Origin of the sequence: Burkholderia sp. RF2-non_BP3, from assembly GCF_001522185.1 — a bacterium.
Taxonomy (GTDB): Bacteria; Pseudomonadota; Gammaproteobacteria; order Burkholderiales; family Burkholderiaceae; genus Burkholderia; species Burkholderia diffusa.
Genome location: NZ_LOSU01000057.1, coordinates 41,857 through 65,715, shown reverse-complemented (window position 1 = coordinate 65,715; position 23,859 = coordinate 41,857). Strand labels below are relative to the sequence as shown.

Below are 23,859 nucleotides of genomic sequence, written 5' to 3'. Positions count from 1 at the left end.
CGTCGATCCCGCTCCCGACGGGAGACGGCACGGCCGACAGTGGTTGGGCGAGCTTCACCCGGGCCACCGGAATTCGGAATATACGCGACGAATCAAAGGAATAGCAACAAAAACCGCTTGATCGAACCCCAATTAAATGAATGCTCTGATCTGGTGCTGTTTTATTAGGGCCGTATCGTTTTGGTGCAAAAAGAAGCGGCGCCCGCAGCGCCGCCTCGTGATCCGCCTTTCCCGCGTTACTGCTGGATCGGCGGGGTATTTTCACGCACCTTTCTGGGGCGTCCGCGCGGCAGCGGCGATACGCGGCGGTTCGCGGTGCGCGCCGCCCACTCGCGGTAGTTCTCGCCGCCGAGCACCCAGCCCTTCAGCGTCGCCTGCTGGAGCTGGTCGGCCTGCCGCTCGTCGAGCGGCTGCTCGCAGAGCTCCTTGTACGCACGCTGACGATCGAATGGCGTGTTGCCGAGTGCCCAGTAGAGCGGATGGTCGGTGATCAGGCTGTCGACGGTGAGCCCGACGTGGTGCCGATAGCTCGACCAGCGATAGGCGTCGGCCGTCGCGACCAGTTGCGAGCGCACCGGGCTCATCTCGACCACGCGGCTCGCGAGCAGGAAATAGCGCTCGCCTTCGATCACGGTCGCGCGATACCGGCCTTCCCACAAGGTGCCGCGACGCGAATAACGTCGGTTGAAGTGCGCGACGTAGCGGCGACCGACCGCCTGCATCGCCTTCGGCAGGCTTGCCTCGTCGCTCGGCGTCACGAGGAGCTGCACCTGACGCGGAAGCAGCACGTAGGCATGCACCGAAAGGTGATGATCGCGTGCCGCGGCCTTCAGACAATCGATGAAGAGTTCGTAGTCCTGGTCGTCGACGAACGCGGGTTGCTGATCCAGGCCGCGCAGTATCACGTGCTGCGGCTGGTCGGGAACGTAGAGTCGTGCTAACCGTGCCATGCTGAATGTCCGTTTGAACGCGTTAGGAAATACCCGAAGGTCCGAAATTGCGCACCTGCGTAGAATGCCAATCCCGGCGGGGCGCGGAAGCGTACGGTCGTACTAATCCTAGGGTGAAAACTCTAACTTACGAGCTTGTTTGGTTTTAAACGCAGTCGTCATAATGAGCACGCCTTAGATCGGAGGAGACACAATGAAACGAAAACTGGCCATTACGGGGGCTGCAGCGCTCGCATTCACGTTTGCGAGCGGTGCGGCACAAGCACAATCCGCAGGTGATTTCTACGTCAGCACCGGCTGGTTCCACCTGTCGCCGCAGGACAGCAGCGATCCGCTGTTCCTGTACCGCGTCGGCGGCACGCCCATCAACCAATCGATTCCCAACACCGGCGCCGGCATCAACGACGCCGATACGCTCGGGCTCGCCGCTGGCTACTTCGTCACCGACCACATCTCCACCGAGCTCGTCATGGGGATACCGCCGAAGTTCGACATTACCGGCAAGGGTCAGTTCGAAAAGTTCGGCGTACTCGGCCGTGCGTACCAGTGGAGCCCCGCCGTCCTGCTTCGCTATCACTTCAACGACGCCAACGCGAAGTTCCGTCCGTATCTCGGCGTCGGCGCGACGTATGTCTGGTTCACCGGCGCAAAGATCACGAACAGCAGCTTCGAGAACGGCGTGCTCGGCGGCCCGACCAGCGCCACGACCAGCAACCAGTGGGCGCCCGTGCTCAACGCCGGCTTCACGTACAACTTCACGAAGCACTGGTTCGGGGGCCTGTCGATCTCGTACATCCCGGTCAGCGTGACCGCGACCTTCACGACCGCCCGCCGGACGCCGGTCGGCACCCTGACCGAAACCTCGAAAGCGAAGATCTCGCTCAACCCGATCGTCACGTACCTGAACGTCGGCTACCGCTTCTAAGCGTAGTCGAATATTTGGGGAATGGTTAATCCTGCTGCAATTTGTAGCGGATTTTTCGTGACGTAACGTCTCCTCGACGCAAAACGCCCCGGCGGAAATCCCGCCGGGGCGTCGTTTTTTTGTCTCAGGGTTTTCCCGCATCCATCATCGCGCGGGACCGCTCGCTACGTGATGTCGTCCAGTGCCTCGGGGCCGATCAGGTCGATGCGGTCCGTGCAGACCGCATCGACGCCCCAGCGCACGAGTTCGCGCGCCCGGGCGAGATCGTTGACCGTGTAGACCAGGATGCGCAGCCCGGCCGCCTTGATCGCGCGCACGAGCGGTTCGTCGAGCGTCTTGTGGTTCGCATGCAACGATACGCAGCCGAGCGCGCCGACGACCTGCGCGTGCCAGTCGTCCGGCACCGCCTCGTACAGCATCCCGCGCGGCAGCGCCGGTGCGCTTGCGCGCGCCTGTTGCAGCGCGTCGAACGAGAACGACGACAGCAGCGGCGGCACGGCCGCGCCGTGCCAGTACGCGGCCGCATCGGCCGCCACCCGCTGCCCGGTGTCGCGCTCGCGGCCCGGGCACGGCTTGATCTCGACGTTCGCCGCCAGCCCGTGCGCGATGCAGCGTGCCGCCGCCGCCTCGAGCGTCGGCATCCGCTCGCCCGCGAAACGCGCGTCGAACCAGGCGCCCGCGTCGAGCGCGGCCAGCGCCGCGTAGCGCATGCCCGCTGCCGGCCCGCTGCCGTTCGACGTGCGGTCGACCGTGTCGTCGTGCAGCAGGAAGCTCACGTCGTCGGCGGACAGCTTCGCGTCGAACTCGACCATCCGGTGACCGCGCCGCGCACCTTCGTCGAACGCGGCGAGCGTGTTCTCCGGCGCGAGCGTGCCGCCGCCGCGATGGGCGACGACGCGCGGATAAGGCCAGTCGGAACGGAAAGTCATCGTGCGCCTCTCAGCGGGTGCGTCAGGGTCAGCCGGCACGCTTGCCGGTCTCGGGATCGAAGAAGTGCAGCCGATGCGCGGGCAGCGCGGCGGCCAGCGCCGTGCCGCGCGCGGGACGATCCGCGTGCGGCAGGCGCACCGCGACGTCGTGGTTGCCCCAGCGGCCGTGCGCGAGGTTGTCCGCGCCGAGCAGCTCGCACGAGTCGACCGGCAGCGTCGCCTGCGCGACACCCGGCTGCGGCGTCATGTGCTCCGGCCGCACGCCGAGCACCCAGTCGCGCCCCGGAGCGATCGCGGTGCCGATGCCGGGCGCGCCGGCAACCGGCAGCGCCGGGCCGCCGCCCGCGACCGTGAACGTCGCGCCATCCTCGGACAGCCGGCCGTGCATCAGGTTCATCGCCGGCGAGCCGATGAAGCCCGCGACGAACACCGTCGCCGGCTTCTCGTACACGTCGACCGGCGCGCCGATCTGCTCCGCATAGCCGCGGTTCATCACGATCACGCGCTGCGCGAGCGTCATCGCCTCGATCTGGTCGTGCGTCACGTACACGCTCGTCGTCGCGAGCCGCGCATGCAGCCGCTGGATCTCCAGCCGCATCTGCACGCGCAGCTTCGCATCGAGGTTCGACAGCGGCTCGTCGAACAGGAACACGGACGGCTCGCGCACGATCGCGCGCCCCATCGCGACACGCTGCCGCTGGCCGCCCGACAGCTCGCGCGGCCGCCGCGCGAGCAGCGGCTCGAGCTCGAGGATCTTCGCGGCCGCGGCCACCCGCGCGTCGATCGTCGCGCGCTCGATGCCGCGGATCTTCAGCCCGTAGCCCATGTTCTGCGCGACCGTCATGTGCGGATACAGCGCGTAATTCTGGAACACCATCGCGATGTCGCGATCCTTCGGCTCCAGCGCGTTGACCACGCGCTCGCCGATCGCGATCTCGCCGTCCGTCACCGTCTCGAGCCCCGCGATCATCCGCAGCAGCGTCGACTTGCCGCAGCCCGACGGCCCGACCAGCACGATGAATTCGCCGTCGGCGATCTCCACGTCGATGCCATGCAGCACATGCTGCTTGCCGTCGTAGGATTTCCTGACGCCCTTCAAGCTCAGCGCAGCCATACCTGGTCCTTCTCCCGGTTACCGTCCGTGGTTCATTTCTCGGAATCGACGAGGCCGCGCACGAACCAGCGCTGCATCGCCAGCACGACGACGAGCGGCGGAATCATCGCCAGCAGCGTCGCCGCCATTACGTATTGCCACTCGGTCGCGGCGTCGCCGCTCGCGATCATCGTCTTGATGCCCACCACCGCCGTCGACAGCGACGCCTCCGTCGTGATCAGGATCGGCCACAGATACTGGTTCCAGCCGTAGATGAACGTGATCACGAACAGCGACGCGATGCTCGTCTTCGACAGCGGCAGCACCACGTCCCAGAAAAAGCGCAGCGGCCCCGCGCCGTCGATGCGCGCGGCGTCCATCAGCTCGTCGGGCAGCGTCATGAAGAACTGGCGGAACAGGAACGTCGCGGTCGCCGACGCGATCAGCGGCAGCGAAAGCCCCGCGTACGTGTTCGTCAGGTGGAGCGTCGACACGACCTGCACGGTCGGGAAGATCCGCACCTCGACCGGCAGCATCAGCGTGATGAAGATCAGCCAGAACGCGGTGTTGCGAAACGGAAAGCGGAAATAGACGATCGCGTACGCGGACAGGATCGACACCGCGATCTTGCCGACCGCGATCCCGAGCGCCATCACGAAGCTGTTGACGAGCAGCCGGCCGAACGGCGCCGTCGTGCCGCCGCTGCCGTGCCCCCAGATGTAAGCGATGTTCTCCAGCAGGTGCGTGCTCGGCACCAGCGACAGCGGGATCGTGAACACTTCCTGCGCGTTCATCGTCGCCGCGCAGAACGCGACGTACACCGGGAACACGATCAGCACGACGCCCGCGATCAACACCGCGTGGCAGAACAGGTCGAAGCCCTTGCGATTTTCGATCATGCGTATTGCACCCTGCGTTCGACGAATCGGAACTGGATCACCGTCAGGCCGACGACGATGATCATCAGCACGACCGACTGCGCGCCCGAACTGCCGATGTCGAGGCCCTGGAAACCCTCCGTGAAGATCTTGTAGATCAGCGTTTTCGTGCTTTGCGCGGGGCCGCCGGCGGTGGCCGCGTCGATCACCGGGAACGTGTCGAAGAACGCGTAGACGAGATTCACGACCAGCAGGAAGAAGCTCGTCGGCGACAGCAGCGGCAGCACGATGTTGAAGAAGCGCCGCACCGGGCCGGCGCCGTCGATCGCCGCCGCCTCGATCAGCGAGCGCGGGATCGCCTGCAGCCCCGCGTAGAAGAACAGGAAGTTGTAGCTCACCTGCTTCCACACCGACGCGAGCACGACGAGGAACATCGCCTGGCTGCCGTTCAGCGCGTGATTCCACACGATGCCGCCCTTCGCGAGCGCATAGGTGACGAGCCCGATGCTCGGGTTGAACAGGAACGCCCACAGCACGGCCGCGATCGTCGGCGCGACCGCGTACGGCCAGATCAGCAGCGTGCGGTACACGCGCGCGCCGCGGATCACGCGGTCGGCGCACGCGGCGAGCAGCAGCGACACGACGAGCCCGCTGACCGTGACGAGCGAGCTGAACACCAGCGTCGTGCGGAACGAGTCGAGGTACAGCGGATCGGCGAACAGGTGCGTGAAGTTCGCGAAGCCGACGAATTCACTCGACGTGCCGAATGCATCCTGCATCTGCGTCGACTGCCACAGCGCGACGCCGGCCGGCCACAGGAAGAATACGGCGGTGATCGCGAGCTGCGGCGCGATGAGCAGGTACGGCAGCAGGCTCGCGCCGAAACGGGAACGGGATTGCATCGCGGGCATCCGGTCAGGCGAAACGGGAAAGGAACCGCGCCGCCAGCCGCCCGCTCGCATATGCGATGCGGCGGCCGGCGGCACGAGCGCGATGCGGGATCAGCCGCCCGACTTCTCGAAGCGGCGCAGCAGCTCGTCGCCGCGCGAGGCCGCGGAATCGAGCGCGTCCTTCGGCGACTTCTTCTGCGCCCAGACCTGCTCCAGTTCCTCGTCGACGACCGTGCGGATCTGCGGCATGTTGCCGAGACGCAGCCCCTTCGTGTAAGGCAGCGGCGGCTTGTTCATCATCTGCTTGATCGCGGTTTCCGCGCTCGGGTTCTTCGCATAGAAGCCCTGCTGGCGCGTGAGGTCGTACGCGGCCGTCGTGACCGGCAGGTAGCCCGTTTCCTGGTGCCACTTCGCGGCGATCGGCGGCGAGGCCAGGAACGCGAGGAATTTCGCGACGCCCTTGTAGGTCGCCGGATCCTTGCCGCCCAGCACCCACAGGCTCGCGCCGCCGATGATCGCGTTCTGCGGCGCGCCCTTCACGTTCGCGTCGTACGGCATCATGCCGGTGCCGTAGCTGAACTTCGCGAACTTCTGCACGTTCGCGAGCGCGCCCGACGACGTCGTCAGGATCCCGCAGTCGCCGCTGTAGAACTTCGCGGACGCTTCGTCCTTGCGGCCCGCGTACGTGAACGTGCCGTCCTTCTGCATCTGCTGCAGGAACGCGATGTGCGCGATCTGCTGCGGCTTGTTGAATTCGAGCGCCGCATCGGTGCCGTCGAAGCCGTTGTTGCGGCTCGCGAACGGCAGCGCATGCCACGCGCTGTAGTTCTCGAGCTGGATCCAGCCTTGCCAGCCAGTCGTGAAGCCGCACGTCATCCCGGACTTGCGCAGCTTCTCCGCGGCGGCCTGCACGTCGGCCCACGTCTTCGGCGGCTGGTTCGGATCGAGCCCGGCCTTCTTGAACGCATCCTTGTTGTAGTACAGCACCGGCGTCGAGCTGTTGAACGGCATCGACACGAGATGGCCCGTCTTCGCATCGCTGTAGTAGCTCGCGATGGTCGGCACGAACGCCTTTTCGTCGAGCGGCACGCCGGCCTGCTTGAACACGTCGTACACCGGCACGACGGCCTTCTTCGCCTGCATCATCGTCGCGGTGCCGACTTCGTAGACCTGGAGGATCGCCGGCGCGTTGCCGCTGCGATAGGCGGCGATACCCGCCGCGAGTGCCTGGTCGTAGGTGCCCTTGAAGACCGGCACGATCTTGTAGTCGCTCTGCGATGCGTTGAACTGCGTGGCGAGTTCATTCACGCGCTCGCCCAGCGCCGACTCCATCGCATGCCAGAACTGGATCTCCATCACGGCGAACGCCGCATGCTGCACACCGAACATCAACGCGCCGCCCAGCGCGATCGAGCGAATCATGGTCCCCGCGGGCTTCTTCTTCATCGACCTCTCTCCTATGAAAACGTTACCAACAGCGTGTGCAACATTCCCGTCGCCATTGAACCGGCGAAGTCTAGTGATCGTTTGTGACAGTCAGTTGTCGTTGACGACGAACAGGCGCTGATATTCCTTCAGCGCGAAGCGGTCGGTCATGCCGGCGATGTAGTGCGCGACGAGGCGCGGCTGGTGCGCGTCGTCGTCCGACTGGTACGGCGGCGGCAGCAGGCGCGGATCGTCGATGAACGCATCGAACAGCCCGGTGACGACGCGCTGCGCCTTGTTCGCCATGCGCATCACCTTGTAGTGGCGATACAGGTTCTTGAACAGGAAACGCTTGAGGGCGGCCGCCTGCGCGGCGATCGCCTCGCTGTGCGCGACGAGCTGCGGCGCGGCGCGCACGTCGTCGAGCGACGCGGGCGCGACGCGCGCGAGATTGCGCGTGGTCTCGTCGATCAGGTCGACGATCAGCGTGTTGATGATGCGGCGCACCGTCTCGTGGACGAGGCGGCGGCCTTCCAGATGCGGGAATTCGGCGAGCGCGGCGTCGTAGTGGCGTTGCCACAGCTCGACTTCGGCGAGTTGCTCGATCGTGATCAGGCCGGAGCGCAGGCCATCGTCGACGTCGTGGTTGTTGTACGCGATTTCGTCCGCGATGTTCGCGAGCTGCGCTTCCAGCGACGGCTGGCGGCCTTGCAGAAAGCGCTCGCCGAGCGCGCCGAGCTTGCGCGCGTTCTCGCGCGAGCAGTGCTTGAGGATGCCTTCGCGCGTCTCGAAGCACAGGTTCAGGCCGTTGAACGCGCCGTAATGCTCCTCGAGTTCATCGACCACGGCCAGGCTCTGCAGGTTGTGCTCGAAGCCGCCGTGCTCGCGCATGCACGCGTTCAGCGCATCCTGCCCCGCATGGCCGAACGGCGTATGACCGAGATCGTGCGCGAGCGAGATCGCTTCGACGAGATCCTCGTTGAGCCGCAGGTTGCGCGCGACCGAACGCGCGATCTGCGCGACTTCGAGGCTGTGCGTGAGGCGGGTACGAAACAGGTCGCCTTCGTGATTGACGAAGACCTGCGTCTTGTATTCGAGCCGGCGGAACGCGGTGGAATGAACGATGCGGTCGCGGTCGCGCTGGAATTCGGTGCGCGCCGCTGGCGGGGTTTCGTGATGGCGGCGGCCGCGCGACTGCGACGCATGGGCGGCATACGGAGCGAGATGGGCTTCCAGCGCCGCCAGCGTCGGCGGCTCGGCCAGCGCCGCGACGGATGCGCGGCCGGCTTTGGACGGTTTGCTGCTGGATGTCTCGCTCACGTCTCCTCCATGTCAGGGGCGCCGGGGCATCCGGGGCGCCGTTACCGGGTCGTCTGCGCCAGCGTGGCGAACACGGCTTCGTCGGGCGCCTGGGTGATCAGCGTATCGCCGAATCGCTTCAGCAGGATGAACTTGATCGCACCGGCTTCGGCCTTCTTGTCGACGCGCATCAGGTCCATATAGCGCGCATCGCCGAGCGCCGGCCCGCGAACCGGCAGGTGCGCGGCGGCGATCACCGCATCGAGCCGCTGCCGCGACGCTTCGTCGAGGAGGCCGAGCCGCACCGACAGGTCGCCCGCCATCACCATCCCGCAGCCGACCGCTTCGCCGTGCAGCCACTCGCCGTAGCCGAGCCCGGCCTCGATCGCATGGCCGAACGTATGGCCGAAATTCAGGATCGCGCGCAGCCCGCCTTCGCGTTCGTCGGCCGCGACCACGCTCGCCTTGATCTCGCACGAGCGCTTCACCGCGTGCGCGAGCGCGGCGGGCTCGCGGCGGTTCAGCGCATCGACGTTCGCCTCGATCCAGTCGAAGAATGCCGCATCGGCGATCGCGCCCGTCTTGATGACCTCGGCCACACCGGCCGCCAACTCGCGATCGGGCAGCGTGGTAAGCGCGCCGATATCGGCGATCACGGCCTGCGGCTGGTAAAACGCGCCGATCATGTTCTTGCCGAGCGGGTGGTTGATGCCCGTCTTGCCGCCGACCGACGAATCGACCTGCGACAGCAGCGTCGTCGGCACCTGGATGAACGGCACGCCGCGCATGTAGCACGCGGCGGCGAAGCCGGTCATGTCGCCGATCACGCCGCCGCCGAGTGCGACGAGCGTCGTCTTGCGGTCGGCGCGCTCGGTCAGCAGGCCGTCGAAGATCAGGTTCAGCGTTTCCCAGTTCTTGTAGGCTTCGCCGTCCGGCAGCACGACCGTCGAGACGCGCTTGCCGAGCGGCGCGAGCGCCGCGCGCAGCGCGTCGCCGTAGAGCGGATCGACCGTCGTGTTCGTGACGATCGTGACCGACGAACCGGTGATGTGAGGGGCGAACAGCTCGGTGCGGCCGATCAGGCCGGCACCAATGTGAATCGGGTAGGCGCGGTCGCCCAGATCGACGTTGACGGTAATCATGCTTGTAGCGGCTTGGCGACGACGCCTGCCAGTTCGAGTTGCATCAGCACCATGTTGACGAGGCCGTTGACCGACGGACGGCCGGTCTCGATGATGAAGTCCGCGCATTCGCGGTACAGCGGATCGCGGACTTCGTAGAGCGCTTCGAGACGCGCCTTCGGATCGTCGGTCTGCAACAGCGGGCGGTTCTTGTCCTTGCGCGTGCGCAGCCACAGATCGTGCGGATTGGCGCGCAGATAGATGACGATGCCGTTGGCTTTCAGGCAATCGCGATTTTCGGGGCGCAGCACCGCGCCGCCGCCCGTCGCGAGCACGATGTTCTCGCGCTGCGTCAGATCGGCGATCACCTGCGATTCGCGATCGCGAAACCCGGCCTCGCCCTCCATCTCGAAGATCACCGGAATGCGCGCACCCGTGCGGGCCTCGATTTCGTGGTCGGAGTCGAAGAACGTCCTGTCGAGCCGGCGCGCGACCGCACGGCCCACGGTGGTCTTACCCGCTCCCATAAGGCCGACGAAAAATACGTTTGCGTGTGGGTCCCGCGCTTGCAACGGCTTCCTCTGCTTGAATCTTGCTGGTGTGTGGCGCAGCTTACTGGCAAAGCGGCTGCCTTGTCGAGCCTGCGCCACCGGCTTCCGGCCCCGTTTTTCCCGCATCCGCGTCGCCCGCGCCGACCGTTTCGCAACGCGCGCCGACGACCGTCGGCGTGATGAAGACGACCAGTTCGTTGCGCTGGTCGCGCCGCGCGCGGTGTCGGAAAAGCGCGCCCAGAACCGGTATTTTGCCCAAGAGCGGCACCCGCGTCACATCGTCCCGGTTCAACTGCTCGTAAATCCCGCCGATGGCGACCGTTCCGCCGTCCTCGACCTCGACGCGCGTCTGGACGTGCTTCGTATGAATCGCCGGGCCGGCCGCCGTCGGCTCGCCGATGCTGTCCTTCGTCACGTCCAGGTCGAGCACGACGCGCCCGTCGGGCGTGATCTGCGGCTCGACCTCGAGCTTCAGCGTCGCGCGGCGGAACTGCACGCCGCTCACGCCGTTGCCGACTTTCGCCTGGTACGGCAGCTCCGAGCCCTGTTCGACGATTGCCTTCACGCGGTCGGCCGTCACCACGCGCGGGCTCGAAACGATCTGGCCCCGGCCCTGCGCCTCGAGCGCGCTCAATTCGACGTCGAGCACGCGGCTGAGCGGCGCGGCGAACAACGTGAAGCCGGCCGTCGCCGCCTCGAAGCCGCCGAGCGGTCGCGCGGCCAGGTCGAGCGCGTTGCGTGTGTCCGTCACGGTCGCCGCCCCGTCTGCAGCGGGAGCCCGCCCCTGTGCGCGCAGCGCGACGCGTGCGCCGAGGTTGCGCGAGAACCCCTGCTCGCCCTCGACGATGCGCGCCTCGATCCGGACCTGCCGCGACGGCCGGTCGATCGCGTCGATCAGGCCCGCGATCTGCTCGATGCGCGGCGCCAGATCGGTGACGAACAACAAGTTCATGCGCGGATCGGCCGCCGCGGCACCGCGCTTCGACAGCAGGCGCTGGCCGGTCGCCCCGGCCAGCAACCGCTGCACGTCCTGCGCACGCGGGTAATGCAGCACGAAGGTTCGGCTCGCGAGCGGCTCCAGCTCGGCCGCGCGTGCGTGCGTTTCGAAGCGCTCGCGCTCCCGCGCGGCGACTTCGGCCGCCGGCGTGACCCAGATCACGTTGCCGCGCCGGGACATCGCCAGCCCGTGCGTGTCGAGCAACGTATCGAACGCATCGCGCCAGCGGACATTGTTCAGACGTAATGTCACGGTGCCGCGCACCTGCTCGCCGACGACGATGTTCAGCCCGGTGAATCGCGCGAGCGCGTCGAATGCGGCCGCGAGGCCGGCGCCCTGCAGATTCAGCGAGATTCGCCGCGCGTCGTCCGCATCGCCGGGGTGCCGCGCCGCGGCGTCGCTCATGCGCGTCGGCGGAGGCAATGGAATCGGCGGCCCTTCCAGCTGGGGCGCGGGTGCCGGAGTATTCGCCTGAAGCGCTGTGCGCGCCGCCTGGTCGAACGGCAGTGGACCATCGTGCGCGGGCGCGTTACCGCTCACGCCGTCCAGGCCGTCGGGCACGCCCTGCGGCAGCGGCGTGTCCTCGGCATACGCCCGTATCGACCCGATCGGCCAGCCGGCCGGCGGCAAAGGCGATCGCGCCGCGTCCACGGCGGCCACGCTCGATCCAGCCCAGAATGCGATCACCCACCATCCGTACTTCGTCATGAATGACCTCCGTCGTCCACGACGAGCCGGCGTGCGCCATCGGCCGTCGCGACCGTCACGGCACCGGTATCGACGCTCACCACACGCGATACCCCGAACGCCTCGCCCGGCGCAACGGTCGCGAATGCGCCATCGCCGGCGTCGAACAGCGCAAGCCCGGTGCGTCCGTCGCGAATGGTGCCGGCCAGGCGCGGCGTCATATCGTCAGCCACCGTCGGCGAACCGGCTCCGCCGAATGGATCGTCGCTCCGCGCGCCGGCAAGCACCGCCTTCGCGCCGTCCGGAACCCGGGCCCCCGACAGCGCCGGAAACACGTCGATCGTCATGTCCACCTGCGACGCGGGCGGTTTGCTCTCGATATGCAGCCCGGACGGCACCACCAGCACCGGGAAACTCGCCAGCCCGCCCATCAGGCGCAGCAGCGCCGGAAAACCGCCTTCCGCGACGATCCGCACCGTGCGCCGGCCATCCGGCGCCGCATCGTCAGTGCGCCGCGGTTCGATCGACACAACCCGCAGTCCGCTTCCTCGAACCACGTCAGCCAGCTCCAGCATCAGCGCGGGCCACCCCGGCGCAGGCGGCGAGCCTGCGTCCCGCCCGGCAACCGGACCCATATCGCGCCGCGGCGCGGCGGCCGCGAGCAGCCGTTGTGCGTCGGCGGCCCGTATCTGCGCCGTTGCCAGCAATGCACGGCTGCGTGCGAGTCCGCTTCCATCGACGGCATTCATCAGATAAACGCCCACCCCCATCACGAACGCGAATGCGAGCGCACAACCAACGGCGTGCACGGCGGCCGGCGACATCCGCGTCACGCGGCCGAGCCACTCGGCGCCGTCAGGCATGGACTGATGCACGATCGCCGTCATGCGCCGCCTCCCGTCGCCGTCTGTCGCGGCGGCGCGTCGTGCCAGCGCACCTGCACGGAGAAACGGAACGGCACGGCCGAACCCGCGACCGGCGTGGCCGAAGCCGGTGTCAGCGCACCGATGTCGAAGCGCCAGTCGCGCTGCTCGGCCGCGATGCGTGCGAGCCATCGCGCAGCCGTCCGGTAACTCGTCGCACGCGCGTCGAGCTCGGCACCGGACGATGTCGTACGCAATGCGTCGAGCTGAACCGTGTCGTCGCGCACCTGCGCCAGCGTCGCCAGCAGTCCGGCAACGCGCCGATACGGCGCGGCAAGCACGGCCGCTCGCGCATCGCGTTGCGCGAGATCGGCTGCCGCGCCGGCGGTGCGCCGTGCGGCATCGACGTGCGGCTGCAATTGCCGTAGCCGCGCCTCCACTCGCGTGCGCTCGGCATCCACGCGCCATCGCCACGCTGTCGCCACCCCTGCCCAGAGACCGGCCCCGAGTGCGCCGAGCACGATCGCCGCCCCGCATTGCGCGGCACGGCGGCGCCGCAGCGCCTGCGCCAGCCGCTCACGGTATGGCAGCAAATTGAAGCCCCCGAGCGCGGCATGGCCGGCGGCAGCCCGCCCGAACCCCATATCGACGATCATTCCCACACCCCGCGCAGCGCCAGCCCGACCGCGAGGGCAAACGCCGGACCGCCCGGCGCGCCGGCGGGTACGCCCGGCAGACCGTCCCATCCGGTGCAGTCGAACGGCACCACGGCCGCCCCGAGCGCATCGCCGATATCGGCGGCCGACGCGCCGCAGCGGGCGATGCAGCGCTCGTCGCCGGCCACGAGCACGCAGCGCACCGGCTCGAACTCGCACTGGCGCAATGCGTCCGGCAACGCCGCCCGCACGTCGCCGGACAGCGCGAGCACCGGTGCGGCGATCGCACCGTCAATCCGCCAGCCGCGCACGCCCGTGTCGTTGAACCAGAATGCGGCATACGGGCCGTGCGCGTCGGGCTCGAACTGCGCGGCATAGCGCAACGCGCGCAGCGCGGCAGCCGACTCGCCGTCGACGGCCGTCAGATCGATGCCGGCCTGCGCGGCCACGTCGATCCGCCGCTCGAGCAATGCCTGCGGCGCCACGGCGACCGCAATCTCGCCCCGGCACGCGTCGTCGTCCTGCCGCCAGTCGAACGCGAGGTCGTCAGGTGCCAGCCCCGAGATCCGTTCGGCCGCCTGCCGGGCGGCGTCCGCGATGTCGTCGCGCCCGGCCAGATCGAGCGTCGCGGTCTGCATCTCGTCATCGCGCAGCGCCATCACGCCGCGCGCGTCGCAGCGCACGCCCGCCGCCGACAGCCGCGACACCGCCGCCGCCAACGCACGTGCGACCGCAGCCCAGCGCGCGTCCTCCGGCCCGCCCGCCAGTCCGACCGGCTCCCGCTCGAGTCCTTCGACCCGCACATCCGCAGCCCGGCCGCGCCGGCTCAGCACGGCCACCCTCACCTCGTCCGCCCCGACGTCGATGCCCGTCGAGCGGTGCCTGCCCGGCGCGAACCGCGCCGCCCATCGTCCTGCCATCCCAGCCTCCCGCGATCGTCGCGGCCCACGCCGCGTTTCCGAGGCCTGATTCTGCAAAGCGGCGCGCGCGCCAGACAGTCGGCCGAACGGCCAGTCGTGGCACGGAGCGGCCGCGCGGACCCCATACTGACGGCACCGCGATCAGCCGCGTGCCGGCGGACGTCCCCCGCGTCAGGGACCGTCTTACCGGGCAGCTATAATCGCGGGACTGTTTTCCGGTATGCCTATGCAATCCACGTCTCCTACGTCCCCGCCTCCCGCGCCCGAGCCGAAGAAGCGGTCCTGGTGGCTGAAAGTCCTGATCGGCCTCGCCGCGATGTGCGTGGCCCTCGTCGTGGCCGGCGGCCTCGTGCTCGGCTACGCGCTCGTCGTCGCGTGGCCGAACATGCCGTCGCTCGACGCGCTGACCGACTATCGTCCGAAGGTACCGCTGCGGATCTACACGTCGGATCACGTGCTGATCGGCGAATTCGGCGAGGAACGCCGCGACATCGTCCATTTCAAGGACGTGCCCGACTCGCTCAAGAAGGCGATCCTCGCGATCGAGGACGCGCGCTTCTACGATCATGGCGGCGTCGACCTCACCGGCATTGCCCGCGCCGGCTTCGTCGCGCTGACGAACGGCCATGCGTCGCAGGGCGCGAGCACGATCACGATGCAGGTCGCGCGCAACTTCTTCCTGTCGAGCGAAAAGACCTACACGCGCAAGATCTACGAGATGCTGCTCGCGTACCGGATCGAGCGCGCGCTGACGAAGGATCAGATTCTCGAGGTCTACATGAATCAGATCTATCTCGGCCAGCGTGCGTATGGCTTCGCGAGCGCCGCGCGGGTCTACTTCGGCAAGGACCTGAAGGACATCACGCTCGCGGAAGCGGCAATGCTCGCGGGGCTGCCGAAGGCGCCGTCCGCGTACAACCCGGTCGTCAATCCGAAGCGCGCGAAGGTGCGCCAGGAATACATCCTGCAACGGATGCTCGAGCTGAACTTCATCACGCGCGAGCAGTACGACGAAGCCGTCGCGCAGCCGCTCGTCGTCAAGGGCGCCGGCCGCGAATTCAGCGTGCACGCCGAGTACGTCGCGGAAATGGTCCGCCAGATGATGTACGCGCAGTACCGCGAGGAAACCTACACGCGCGGCTTCAACGTCGTCACGACGATCGACTCCGCCGACCAGCAGGTCGCGTACACCGCGCTGCGCAAGGGCATCATGGATTACGAGCGCCGCCACGGCTATCGCGGGCCGGAAGGCTTCATCGAGCTGCCGGCCGGCGCCGACGACCGCGAGCAGGCGATCGACGACGCGCTGCTCGAGCACCCCGACAACGGCGAACTGGTCGCGGCGGTCGTCACCGCCGCAACCCCGCGCCAGATCACCGTCGCCTTCATCGACGGCAGCAGCGCGACGATCGAAGGCGACAACCTGCGCTTCGCGTCGGGCGCGCTGTCGGCCGGCGCGCAGCCGAACCGCCGCATCCGGCCCGGCGCGATCGTCCGGGTCGTGAAGAACGACGCAGGCAAGTGGGCGATCACGCAGTTGCCGCAGGTCGAAGGCGCGTTCATCTCGATCGTCCCGCAGGACGGCGCGATCCGCTCGCTCGTCGGCGGCTTCGACTACAACAAGAACAAGTTCAACCACGTCACGCAGGCGTGGCGGCAACCGGGTTCGTCGTTCAAGCCGTTCATCTACTCGGCGTCGCTCGACAAGGGCCTCGGGCCGGCCACGGTGATCAACGACGGCCCGCTGTATTTCAGCGCCGCGGAAACCGGCGGCCAGCCGTGGGAGCCGAAGAACTACGGCGGCGGCTTCGAAGGCCCGATGTCGATGCGCACCGCGCTGCAGCGCTCGCGCAACCTCGTGTCGATCCGGATCCTGAACCACATCGGCACGAAGTACGCGCAGCAGTACATCACGCGCTTCGGCTTCGACGCCGACCGCCATCCGGCCTATCTGCCGATGGCGCTCGGCGCGGGCCAGGTCACGCCGTTGCAGATGGCCGGCGCGTACTCGGTGTTCGCGAACGGCGGCTTCCGCGTGAATCCGTACCTGATCGCCGAAGTGACCGATCCGAATGGCGCGATCGTCGCCCGCGCGCAGCCGCTCATCGCCGAGCAGAATGCGCCGCGCGCAATCGACGCGCGCAACGCGTACGTGATGAACAGCCTGCTGCAGAGCGTCGCGCAGCGCGGCACGGGCGCGCGCACGAACGTGCTGAAGCGCACCGACCTCGCCGGCAAGACCGGTACGACGAACGATTCGCACGACGCATGGTTCGCCGGCTACCAGCACACGCTCGCGGCGATCGCGTGGATCGGCTACGACAATCCGCGCAGCCTCGGCGATCGCGAAACCGGCGGCGGCCTGTCGCTGCCGGTCTGGATCGACTACATGGGCGCGGCGCTGAAGGGCACGCCGGAGTTCAAGCCGACGATGCCGGACGACGTCCAGGCGCTCGGCAGCGAGCTTTACTTCACCGAGTTCACGCCGGGGCACGGCTTCGTGTCGACGGTCGGCGTGCCGCAGGCGCCGGCGGTGCAGAACACCGACGAACCCGTGCCGCACGTCGACGAGCAGGAGAAGCAGGACATCATGAACCTGTTCCGCGGCCATTGACACGAACGGCCCGAGCATGAAAAAAGCGCCCCGCAGGGCGCTTTTTTCTTGTGCTTCGATCCGGCGTATCGGGCGCCCGGTCGGGCGAGCGCCGAACGTTACGCGCCGAACGTGATCGGCTGGCCGGCCTGCTGCGTCGCGTAGTCGGTGAGCGCCGCGAAGAACTCGGAGCCGGTGCGCGTATCGCGCCATTCGCCGTCCACGAAACGGTAATGGAATCCGCCCGCCTTCGCGGCGATCCACAGTTCCTTCATCGGCGGCTGGAGATTGATGATGATCTTCGAGCCGTTCTCGAACGTCAGCGTCAGCACGCTGCCGTTGCGCTCCAGATCGATGTCGTGGTCGCCGTCGTTCGCGGCATCCACGGTACGCTCGACGGCCGCCAGCACGGCCTCGGCACGGGCCAGGTATTCAGTATCGGACATGCTAAACTCTATCGGTTAAATTGTTCAGGGACGATCATGCGAGTCGTTTTCCGGATGAGCGCGATTGTAGCGGCTTTGGCGATACTTGCCGGCTGCGGTCAACGCGGCCCGCTCTATCTGCCCACCGTGCCGCCGTTGCCGGCGAAGCCCATCCAGCAACAGGACACGCCGCCGTCGGACGTCACGCCGACCGATGAAAACGCGTCGACCGAAAGCATTCCCGATTCTTCCGGCACGCCGCTCACGCTGTCGCCGGAGCTGTCGAGCGATGCGTCGAGAGCCGCGACGCCCGCATCCGGCCCGGTTGTCGCGCAATAATCGCACCCCGCGGCCCGCGCGGTTTCGTTCGCAACAAAGGCGATGACTTCCCGTCATCGCCTTTTGTTTTTTTCAGGCCCGCATCGTCATGCACGGATGCGCCGCCAGCCCCATTCAAGCAGCCGCCAGCCGAGCAGCACCGCGACGATCGTCGCGTAGAGCTTCGGCTGCGCGAGATTGTGCTTGCCTGCCCTCATCCACCAGAAATGCAGCACGCCGAACAGCGCAATCGCATAGATTGCGCGGTGCAGCGTCGCCCAGTGACGGCCGAGCCGGCGCACCATCGCGCGCGGCGACGTCGCGGCCAGCGGAATCAGCAACACGAACGCGGCGAAGCCGATCGTGATGAACGGACGCTTCCCGACGTCCTTCAGGATCGCGAGCACGTCGAACCACTTGTCAAACCACAGATACGTCGTGAAATGCAGCGTCGCGTAAAAGAACGCGAACAGGCCGATCATCCGGCGAAAGCGCAGCAACGCGGGAACGCCCGTCACGCGCCGAAGCGGCGTGACGGCGAGCGTGATGCAGAGCATCACCAGCGTCCAGAGGCCCGTCGAACGCGTGATGAACTCGATCGGGTTCGCGCCGAGCCGGTCGGTCAGCCCGTACAGCACAAGACGTGCAAGTGGATAGAGACCCGCCGCGAACACCAGCACCTTGGCGGGGGCAAGCCAGCGCGGCGAGGCGGTACGCGCCGCGCCGGCCCCGGCACCACCAGCGGCAGCCGTGCGCATGCCGGACGCGCGCACGGGCGTCAGCGTGGAGGAAGGAATGTCGTTTCTCACCGGCAAGCTCAGAAGTTCTTTTTCAGGTCCATGCCCTGATACATCGACGCCACGAGATCGCCATAGCCGTTGAACATCAGCGTCTTGCGCTTCGGCGTGAAGAAGCCGTCCTCGCCGATCCGGCGCTCGGTCGCCTGGCTCCAGCGCGGGTGATCGACGTTCGGGTTCACGTTCGAATAGAAGCCGTATTCGTTCGACGCATACGTGTTCCAGCTCGTCTTTGGCTGCTTGTCGACGAAGCGGATCTTCACCAGCGACTTCGCGCTCTTGAAGCCGTACTTCCACGGCACGACGATCCGCACCGGCGCGCCGTTCTGGTTCGGCAGCACCTGGCCGTACACGCCCATCGTCAGCAGCGTCAGCGGATTCATCGCCTCGTCCATCCGCAGCCCTTCCGAATACGGCCAATCGAGCACCGGCGCCGACAGCCCAGGCATCTGCGACGGATCGGCCAGCGTGATGAACTGCACGTATTTCGCGTTGCCGGTCGGCTGCACGCGTTTGATCAGCTCGGACAGCGGCACGCCGATCCACGGAATCACCATCGACCATCCTTCGACGCAACGCAGCCGGTACACGCGCTCCTCGAGCGGCGCGAGCTTCAGCAGTTCGTCGAGATCGAACACCTTCGGGTGCAGCACCTCGCCCTCGACGCTCACGCGCCACGGGCGCGGCCGCAGCGTGCCCGCGTTCTGGGCCGGGTCGCTCTTGTCGGTGCCGAATTCGTAGAAGTTGTTGTAGGACGTGATGTCCTTGAACGGCGTCACCTTGTCGGCCGCGACGAACCTCGGGTTGGTTTTCGCCGCAAGCTTCGCGGCCCGCGCGTCCGGCGACGCATAGGCCGCGAACGCCGCGCCGCTGCCGCCAAGCAATCCGCCCGCCGCCGCCAGGCCGGCGGCCTGCAATACGCGCCGCCGGTTCTCGAATACCGCGCGCGGCGTAATCTGGCTCTGCGCGATATCACCGCCGGTCAGTACGGTGCGCAAAGAGTGTTTGATCCACATCGTGCTGCTCCTCCTGCATGCGCGGCGCGCACGCTTCATGAGCGTTCGACCCGACCCGTGCTGCGCCGTTCGACGCCCGGACCGCCCGCCCGTTACAAAAGAAAACCGCCGGGCACGCAGTGCGCCGGCGGTCTTTTGTCGGACCAACGTCGGAAATCTTACAGCTTGCCGTAGCTATGCAGCCCGGACAGGAACATGTTGACGCCGAGGAACGCGAACGTCGTCACGAGCAGGCCCGTGAGCGCCCACCAGGCGGCGACCGCGCCACGCAGGCCCTTCATCAGGCGCATGTGCAGCCAGGCCGCGTAGTTGAGCCATACGATCAGCGCCCAGGTTTCCTTCGGGTCCCAGCTCCAGTAACCGCCCCATGCTTCCGCGGCCCACAGCGCGCCGAGGATCGTCGCGATCGTGAAGAACGCGAAGCCGACCGCGATCGACTTGTACATCACGTCGTCGAGCACCTCGAGCGTCGGCAGGCGATCGGCGAGCACGCCGCGCTCCTTCATCAGGTACGCGACCGACACCATCGCCGACAGCGCGAAGCTGCCGTAGCCGATGAAGTTCGCCGGCACGTGAATCTTCATCCACCAGCTCTGCAGCGCCGGCACGAGCGGCTGGATCTGCTGTGCGTCGCGCGCGACCGAGTACCACATCAGGAAGCCGACGGCCGCGCTGATGACCAGCAGCACGAACGCGCCGAGCGAGCGCGTGCCGTAGTGGCCTTCGTAATACAGGTAGAGCAGCGCGGTGATCAGGCTGAACAGCACGAAGACTTCATACAGATTCGACACCGGGATATGCCCGACGTCGGCACCGATCAGGTAGGACTCGTACCAGCGCACCATCAGGCCGGTGAAACCCATCAGCACCGCGACCCACGTCATTTTCTGGCCGATCGCGGAGCCCGATTCGGAGCGCGCGAGCAGGCCGATCCAGTAGAAGATCGTCGCGAGCACGAACAGCGCGCTCATCCACAGGATCGCGGACTGGCTCGACAGGAAGTACTTGAGGAAGAACGCCGAATCGGCGCGCGCGAGATCGCCCTGGTAGATCTGGATCGACAGCAGCGACAGCACCGCGATCGACGCCATCATCAGCCGCGCAGGCTTCCAGCGCCAGCCGAGCACGACAAGCGCCGGCACCGTGCCGATCATCACCGCCTTGTCGTAGTAATTCATGTGTTCGTTGTAATGCACGAACGCATAGCCCGCGCCGACCACGAGTGCCAGGGCGAACAGCCAGTCGATGATCGACAGGCGCGCGAGGAACGGACGGTCGTCGAACAACGGCGCCGGATTCGGGGCCTGGACCGGCCCCGAACGGGAAGAGGAAACTTGAGTGAGATCCATGATGTTACCGGGTGGAATTCTCGGAATCGGAACCGTCGCCGGCGGGCGGACGGGCAGTCGCTGCCGCACCGGCGGGTGCGGCGTCGCGCGGCGTGGCGCGCAAGGCGGCGCCGGCCGCGTCGCGCGTCTGCACGAATTCTTTCTCGAAATCGAAGGTCTTGCGGGCCGTGGACATCGCCATCACCACATCGACGCCCGAACCGGCGTCCTTGAGCCAGAACCAGAGTCGCCGCTCGCGCACGTAGAACATCGAGAAGATGCCGGCGACCAACAGCAGGCTGCCAAGATACACCAGATTCTTGCCGGGTGCGCGCGTCAGCTGAAATACCGAAGCTTGCACCTGCTTGAAGGAGTCGAGCTGCAAATAGACCGGCGATCCGTACAAGAAGCTGTCGGATAGCGCATTGATCGCGTTCTGCACGAAGCGGATCGTGTCGGTGCCCTGCTGGGCGGCCGGCTCGCCGGCTCGCTCGCGTGCGATCTGCCAGACCTCCCACATCGACCCCTCGAGCATGCGCAGCAGCAGGCTGGCCGCCTTTTCCTGCTCGGCCTTCGGCACCGAGCGGTCGATGAACGTCGCCACCGCCTGGAAGCCGCCGATCGGCTGGCCGTCGGCGCCACGGCCGACGCTGTCGTCGCTCGCCGCAAAAAGGGTCAGCACCTTGAACGCGCTGTCCTGCAGGCGGCCGCGCAGCGACGCTTCGGTCGTCGGCAGCGAACGCTGCGCGAAACGTGCGGCGGCGTCGGCACGCACGGCCGGATCCTCGAGCGCGGCGCGCAGGCGCATCCATTCGCCGATCGAATCCTGGCTGTCGGCCGGAATCCGCATGTAGCGGAACGGATCGTTCGGGCTCGCGCGCACGCCGGCGAGGAACACGCGCGTGCCGCCCATGTCGACGGGCAGCATGTAGTTGTTGAATTCGCGCGCCTGGCCGTCCTTGCCGCGAATCTTGTACTGCACAGACGGGCCGATGTTGTGGAGCTGCATCGGCTTCGACGTCTTCGCGCCCGAACCGAGCCGCTCGTCGAACGCTTCCTTGAGCGACTCCGTCTTCGCGACGCCGCGCACGTCCGGCTTGCCGTTCGCGTCCGCCATGTTCTCGACGTTGATCGCGCGGAAGTCGGAGAATTCGATCGTGTCGCCATCGCTGCCCGCCATCTGCAGCGGCGCCGTGCTGCCGATCGTGCCCTTCACCGCGAAGGTCTTCGCGTTGCCGCCCGTCATCGGGTAGGCCGTCATTTCCATCTGCGAGCCGCCGTCCTGGAAGCTCGACTGGTAGATAGACACGCCCTTGTACGTGAACGGCTTGTTGACCTCGACGCGCGCCGGGATCTTCTGGCCCGTCTCGCGATCGATCACGACGATGTCGCTCGCGAACAGCTTCGGCATGCCCGTCGTGTAGTAGTCGACGATGAACTTGTTGAGCTGGATCGAGAAGGGCAGGTCCTGGATCAGCGAACCGCTCGGCTGGTTCAGGATCGCGGTGGACACGAACTGGCCTTCCGGCACCCACGCGTAGCCGCGGAAGGTCGGGTTCGACGCCGACAACCGATGGTCGGGCGAGATTTCGCTGATCGTCGCACTCGTGTTGACCGGGCTCTTGCCGAACATCCACATCTGGAATTTGATCGGCAGGTTGCTGTCCAGCAGGCCGCCGATACAGATCACGACGATCGCAAGGTGTGCGGAGATGTAGCCCCACTTCGCCAGCGCGCCGCGTTTCGCGGAGATCAGCGTTGCACCGTCGGTTTCACGCACGACATGCTTGTAGCCGGCCTTGGTGACGAACGTGGCAAGCGAGGCCGCGACGGTCGCGCGCGTGCCGGACGCCGAGTATTCGGCCTTGTGGTGGAAGGCGCGCAGGCTGCCTTCGCGCACCTTGTCCTTCCAACTCTTCGCGTCGGCAAGCATCTTCGGCGCGTTGCGGATCACGCACAGCGAGATCGACACGACGAGGAAGATCAGGATCAGCATGAACCACCACGCGCTGTACACGTTGTACAGGCCCAGCGAGCGGAAGATGTCCGCCCAGAATGGCCCGAACTGGTTCACGTAGTTCGGATACGGGTCATCCTGGGTCAGGACCGTCCCGACGATGCTCGCGATCGACAGCACCACCAACAGTGCGATCGCGAAGCGCATCGAGCTCAGCAACTCGACCGCGCGCCTGGACGCACTTTGACCCGACTTCGACTGCAACCCCGACGTGGTAACGCTCATTCAAACTCCGACTAAGGGGACACAGCCCCCACGCTCACTATGTTCGCTGCCCCCGAGGGGGCGGTCAGCACTCTTGGGACGGCCCGGCGAGTGCCGACAAAAAAGGGCGAGGCAACCGCAACGGTGCGGCGCCCCACCCTTTTCTTGTTCTGACTCCGGCCGCCCTTCGGGCGTCCGGTCATTCCATTCGCGACCGTCCGTTCAACGCAGGCCCGCGATGTAATCCGCGACGGCCTTGATCTCGTTGTCCGACAGACGTGATGCGATCTGATGCATCGCCTCGTTGTTGTTGCGCGCGCCGACACCCTGCTGGAACGCGGTCAACTGGGCCACCGTGTAATCGGCCCACTGCCCCGACAAACGCGGGTACTGGACCGGAATCCCCTGCCCCGTCGGCCCGTGGCAGCTCGCGCAGGCGGGCACACCCTTTTCCGCGATGCCGCCGCGATAGATCTTCTGGCCGATCGGCACGGTCGCCGCATCGCGTGCGGTGCCGAGCTTCGTGGACTGCGATCCGTAATACGCGGCGACGTTGCGCATGTCGTCCGCGCTCAACGCGCTCGCAAACCCGACCATCACCGGATTGGTCCGCGCCGGCCCCTTCGCGCCCGGCTGGGCCTTGAAGTCGTTCAACTGCTTGACCAGATATTCGGGATGCTGGCCGGCGAGCTTCGGGAAACTGCCCGATGCGCTGTTGCCGTCGGCGCCGTGACACGACGCGCAGACTTGCCCGGCAATCGCCTTGCCGCGGTCCAGATCCGGCTTTGCCGCATCCGCCGCGTTTGCCTCCGCTACGAAACCTACGAACCCTGCTGCAACCTGAAGCACCATCAGAGACTTGCACAGTCGATTCATTCGCACACCCTGTTTCGTCTTGTGGGAATTTGAGGTTCTGCAAAAAACGACGTCGACCAGTCTACCGCAGAAGCTGCATAAAAGCGCGAGGCAGGCGCCCG

The 23,859-nt window shown here is 66.9% G+C and carries 22 protein-coding genes; 3 read left to right on the top strand and 19 right to left on the bottom strand.

Annotated features, from left to right (window positions below; all coding sequences use genetic code 11):
- Nucleotides 1-236 precede the first annotated feature (236 nt).
- The gene (locus tag WS45_RS27080) at nt 237-950 is read right to left on the bottom strand and encodes a transposase (RefSeq protein ID WP_059467849.1); all 714 of its coding nucleotides are present in this window, start codon (nt 948-950) and stop codon (nt 237-239) included.
- 193 nt (nt 951-1,143) lie between these two features.
- Between WS45_RS27080 and WS45_RS27075 the strand changes: the two genes are divergently transcribed.
- Nucleotides 1,144-1,875 carry an OmpW/AlkL family protein gene (locus WS45_RS27075; RefSeq protein ID WP_059692376.1) on the top strand — a complete coding sequence of 244 codons (732 nt, stop codon included), beginning with the start codon at nt 1,144-1,146 and terminating at the stop codon, nt 1,873-1,875.
- A gap of 164 nt (nt 1,876-2,039) precedes the next feature.
- On the opposite strand, the gene ugpQ is transcribed toward WS45_RS27075, so the two are convergent.
- From ugpQ to WS45_RS27015, 12 genes are all read right to left on the bottom strand, one after another.
- Nucleotides 2,040-2,804 (bottom strand): glycerophosphodiester phosphodiesterase, encoded by a 765-nt coding sequence (gene ugpQ / locus WS45_RS27070; protein ID WP_059692377.1) that lies wholly within the window; start codon nt 2,802-2,804, stop codon nt 2,040-2,042.
- Between the two features lie 28 nt (nt 2,805-2,832).
- Nucleotides 2,833-3,918, bottom strand: a complete 1,086-nt coding sequence (locus WS45_RS27065) for a sn-glycerol-3-phosphate import ATP-binding protein UgpC (protein ID WP_059702559.1) — start codon at nt 3,916-3,918, stop codon at nt 2,833-2,835.
- Nucleotides 3,919-3,950: 32 nt separating this feature from the next.
- Nucleotides 3,951-4,796, bottom strand: coding sequence for a sn-glycerol-3-phosphate ABC transporter permease UgpE (gene ugpE / locus WS45_RS27060; RefSeq protein WP_059535604.1), 846 nt, complete (start codon nt 4,794-4,796; stop codon nt 3,951-3,953).
- The gene (ugpA, locus tag WS45_RS27055) at nt 4,793-5,677 is read right to left on the bottom strand and encodes a sn-glycerol-3-phosphate ABC transporter permease UgpA (RefSeq protein ID WP_059535674.1); all 885 of its coding nucleotides are present in this window, start codon (nt 5,675-5,677) and stop codon (nt 4,793-4,795) included. Before ugpA ends, ugpE begins: the two co-directional genes overlap by 4 nt.
- A 99-nt stretch (nt 5,678-5,776) precedes the next feature.
- Nucleotides 5,777-7,111, bottom strand: coding sequence for a sn-glycerol-3-phosphate ABC transporter substrate-binding protein UgpB (gene ugpB / locus WS45_RS27050; RefSeq protein ID WP_059702558.1), 1,335 nt, complete (start codon nt 7,109-7,111; stop codon nt 5,777-5,779).
- Between the two features lie 90 nt (nt 7,112-7,201).
- A complete protein-coding gene (locus WS45_RS27045) occupies nt 7,202-8,410 on the bottom strand; it encodes a deoxyguanosinetriphosphate triphosphohydrolase (RefSeq protein ID WP_059692380.1) in 1,209 nt (402 codons plus the stop codon).
- 41 nt (nt 8,411-8,451) lie between these two features.
- Nucleotides 8,452-9,531, bottom strand: coding sequence for a 3-dehydroquinate synthase (gene aroB / locus WS45_RS27040; protein WP_059692381.1), 1,080 nt, complete (start codon nt 9,529-9,531; stop codon nt 8,452-8,454).
- Entirely contained in the window at nt 9,528-10,082 is a 555-nt protein-coding gene (gene aroK / locus WS45_RS27035; RefSeq protein ID WP_059535597.1) for a shikimate kinase AroK, read from the bottom strand. The genes aroB and aroK overlap by 4 nt, the downstream gene beginning before the upstream one ends.
- Nucleotides 10,083-10,122: 40 nt before the next feature.
- Complete coding sequence (locus WS45_RS27030; protein ID WP_059702556.1) at nt 10,123-11,766, bottom strand: type IV pilus secretin PilQ; 1,644 nt, start codon at nt 11,764-11,766, stop codon at nt 10,123-10,125.
- The gene (locus WS45_RS27025) at nt 11,763-12,632 is read right to left on the bottom strand and encodes a hypothetical protein (RefSeq protein WP_059702554.1); all 870 of its coding nucleotides are present in this window, start codon (nt 12,630-12,632) and stop codon (nt 11,763-11,765) included. The genes WS45_RS27030 and WS45_RS27025 overlap by 4 nt, the downstream gene beginning before the upstream one ends.
- Complete coding sequence (locus WS45_RS27020) at nt 12,629-13,264, bottom strand: fimbrial protein (protein WP_179950397.1); 636 nt, start codon at nt 13,262-13,264, stop codon at nt 12,629-12,631. Before WS45_RS27020 ends, WS45_RS27025 begins: the two co-directional genes overlap by 4 nt.
- Nucleotides 13,261-14,184 (bottom strand): hypothetical protein, encoded by a 924-nt coding sequence (locus tag WS45_RS27015; RefSeq protein ID WP_059702552.1) that lies wholly within the window; start codon nt 14,182-14,184, stop codon nt 13,261-13,263. The genes WS45_RS27020 and WS45_RS27015 overlap by 4 nt, the downstream gene beginning before the upstream one ends.
- Nucleotides 14,185-14,410: 226 nt before the next feature.
- On the opposite strand from WS45_RS27015, the gene WS45_RS27010 reads away from it, so the two are divergent.
- Complete coding sequence (locus WS45_RS27010; protein WP_156437291.1) at nt 14,411-16,798, top strand: penicillin-binding protein 1A; 2,388 nt, start codon at nt 14,411-14,413, stop codon at nt 16,796-16,798.
- A 98-nt stretch (nt 16,799-16,896) separates the two neighbouring features.
- Here WS45_RS27010 and cyaY read toward each other — a convergent pair whose 3' ends face one another.
- Complete coding sequence (gene cyaY, locus WS45_RS27005) at nt 16,897-17,223, bottom strand: iron donor protein CyaY (RefSeq protein ID WP_059692387.1); 327 nt, start codon at nt 17,221-17,223, stop codon at nt 16,897-16,899.
- A gap of 36 nt (nt 17,224-17,259) precedes the next feature.
- Between cyaY and lptM the strand changes: the two genes are divergently transcribed.
- Nucleotides 17,260-17,541, top strand: coding sequence for an LPS translocon maturation chaperone LptM (lptM, locus tag WS45_RS27000; RefSeq protein WP_059535586.1), 282 nt, complete (start codon nt 17,260-17,262; stop codon nt 17,539-17,541).
- 86 nt (nt 17,542-17,627) lie between these two features.
- Here the strand turns inward: lptM and msrQ are convergent, their stop codons facing one another.
- The 5 genes from msrQ to WS45_RS26975 all read right to left on the bottom strand — a co-directional run bounded on the left by msrQ (nt 17,628) and on the right by WS45_RS26975 (nt 23,758).
- The gene (gene msrQ / locus WS45_RS26995; protein WP_059702645.1) at nt 17,628-18,317 is read right to left on the bottom strand and encodes a protein-methionine-sulfoxide reductase heme-binding subunit MsrQ; all 690 of its coding nucleotides are present in this window, start codon (nt 18,315-18,317) and stop codon (nt 17,628-17,630) included.
- 20 nt (nt 18,318-18,337) lie between these two features.
- Nucleotides 18,338-19,333 carry a protein-methionine-sulfoxide reductase catalytic subunit MsrP gene (gene msrP / locus WS45_RS26990; RefSeq protein ID WP_059702643.1) on the bottom strand — a complete coding sequence of 332 codons (996 nt, stop codon included), beginning with the start codon at nt 19,331-19,333 and terminating at the stop codon, nt 18,338-18,340.
- A 158-nt stretch (nt 19,334-19,491) separates the two neighbouring features.
- On the bottom strand, nt 19,492-20,682 hold the full coding sequence (ccsB, locus tag WS45_RS26985) for a c-type cytochrome biogenesis protein CcsB (RefSeq protein WP_059535582.1): 1,191 nt from the start codon (nt 20,680-20,682) through the stop codon (nt 19,492-19,494).
- A 4-nt stretch (nt 20,683-20,686) separates the two neighbouring features.
- Nucleotides 20,687-22,903 carry a cytochrome c biogenesis protein ResB gene (locus tag WS45_RS26980; RefSeq protein WP_059702548.1) on the bottom strand — a complete coding sequence of 739 codons (2,217 nt, stop codon included), beginning with the start codon at nt 22,901-22,903 and terminating at the stop codon, nt 20,687-20,689.
- Nucleotides 22,904-23,104: 201 nt separating this feature from the next.
- A complete protein-coding gene (locus WS45_RS26975; RefSeq protein ID WP_059535578.1) occupies nt 23,105-23,758 on the bottom strand; it encodes a c-type cytochrome in 654 nt (217 codons plus the stop codon).
- Nucleotides 23,759-23,859 lie beyond the last annotated feature (101 nt).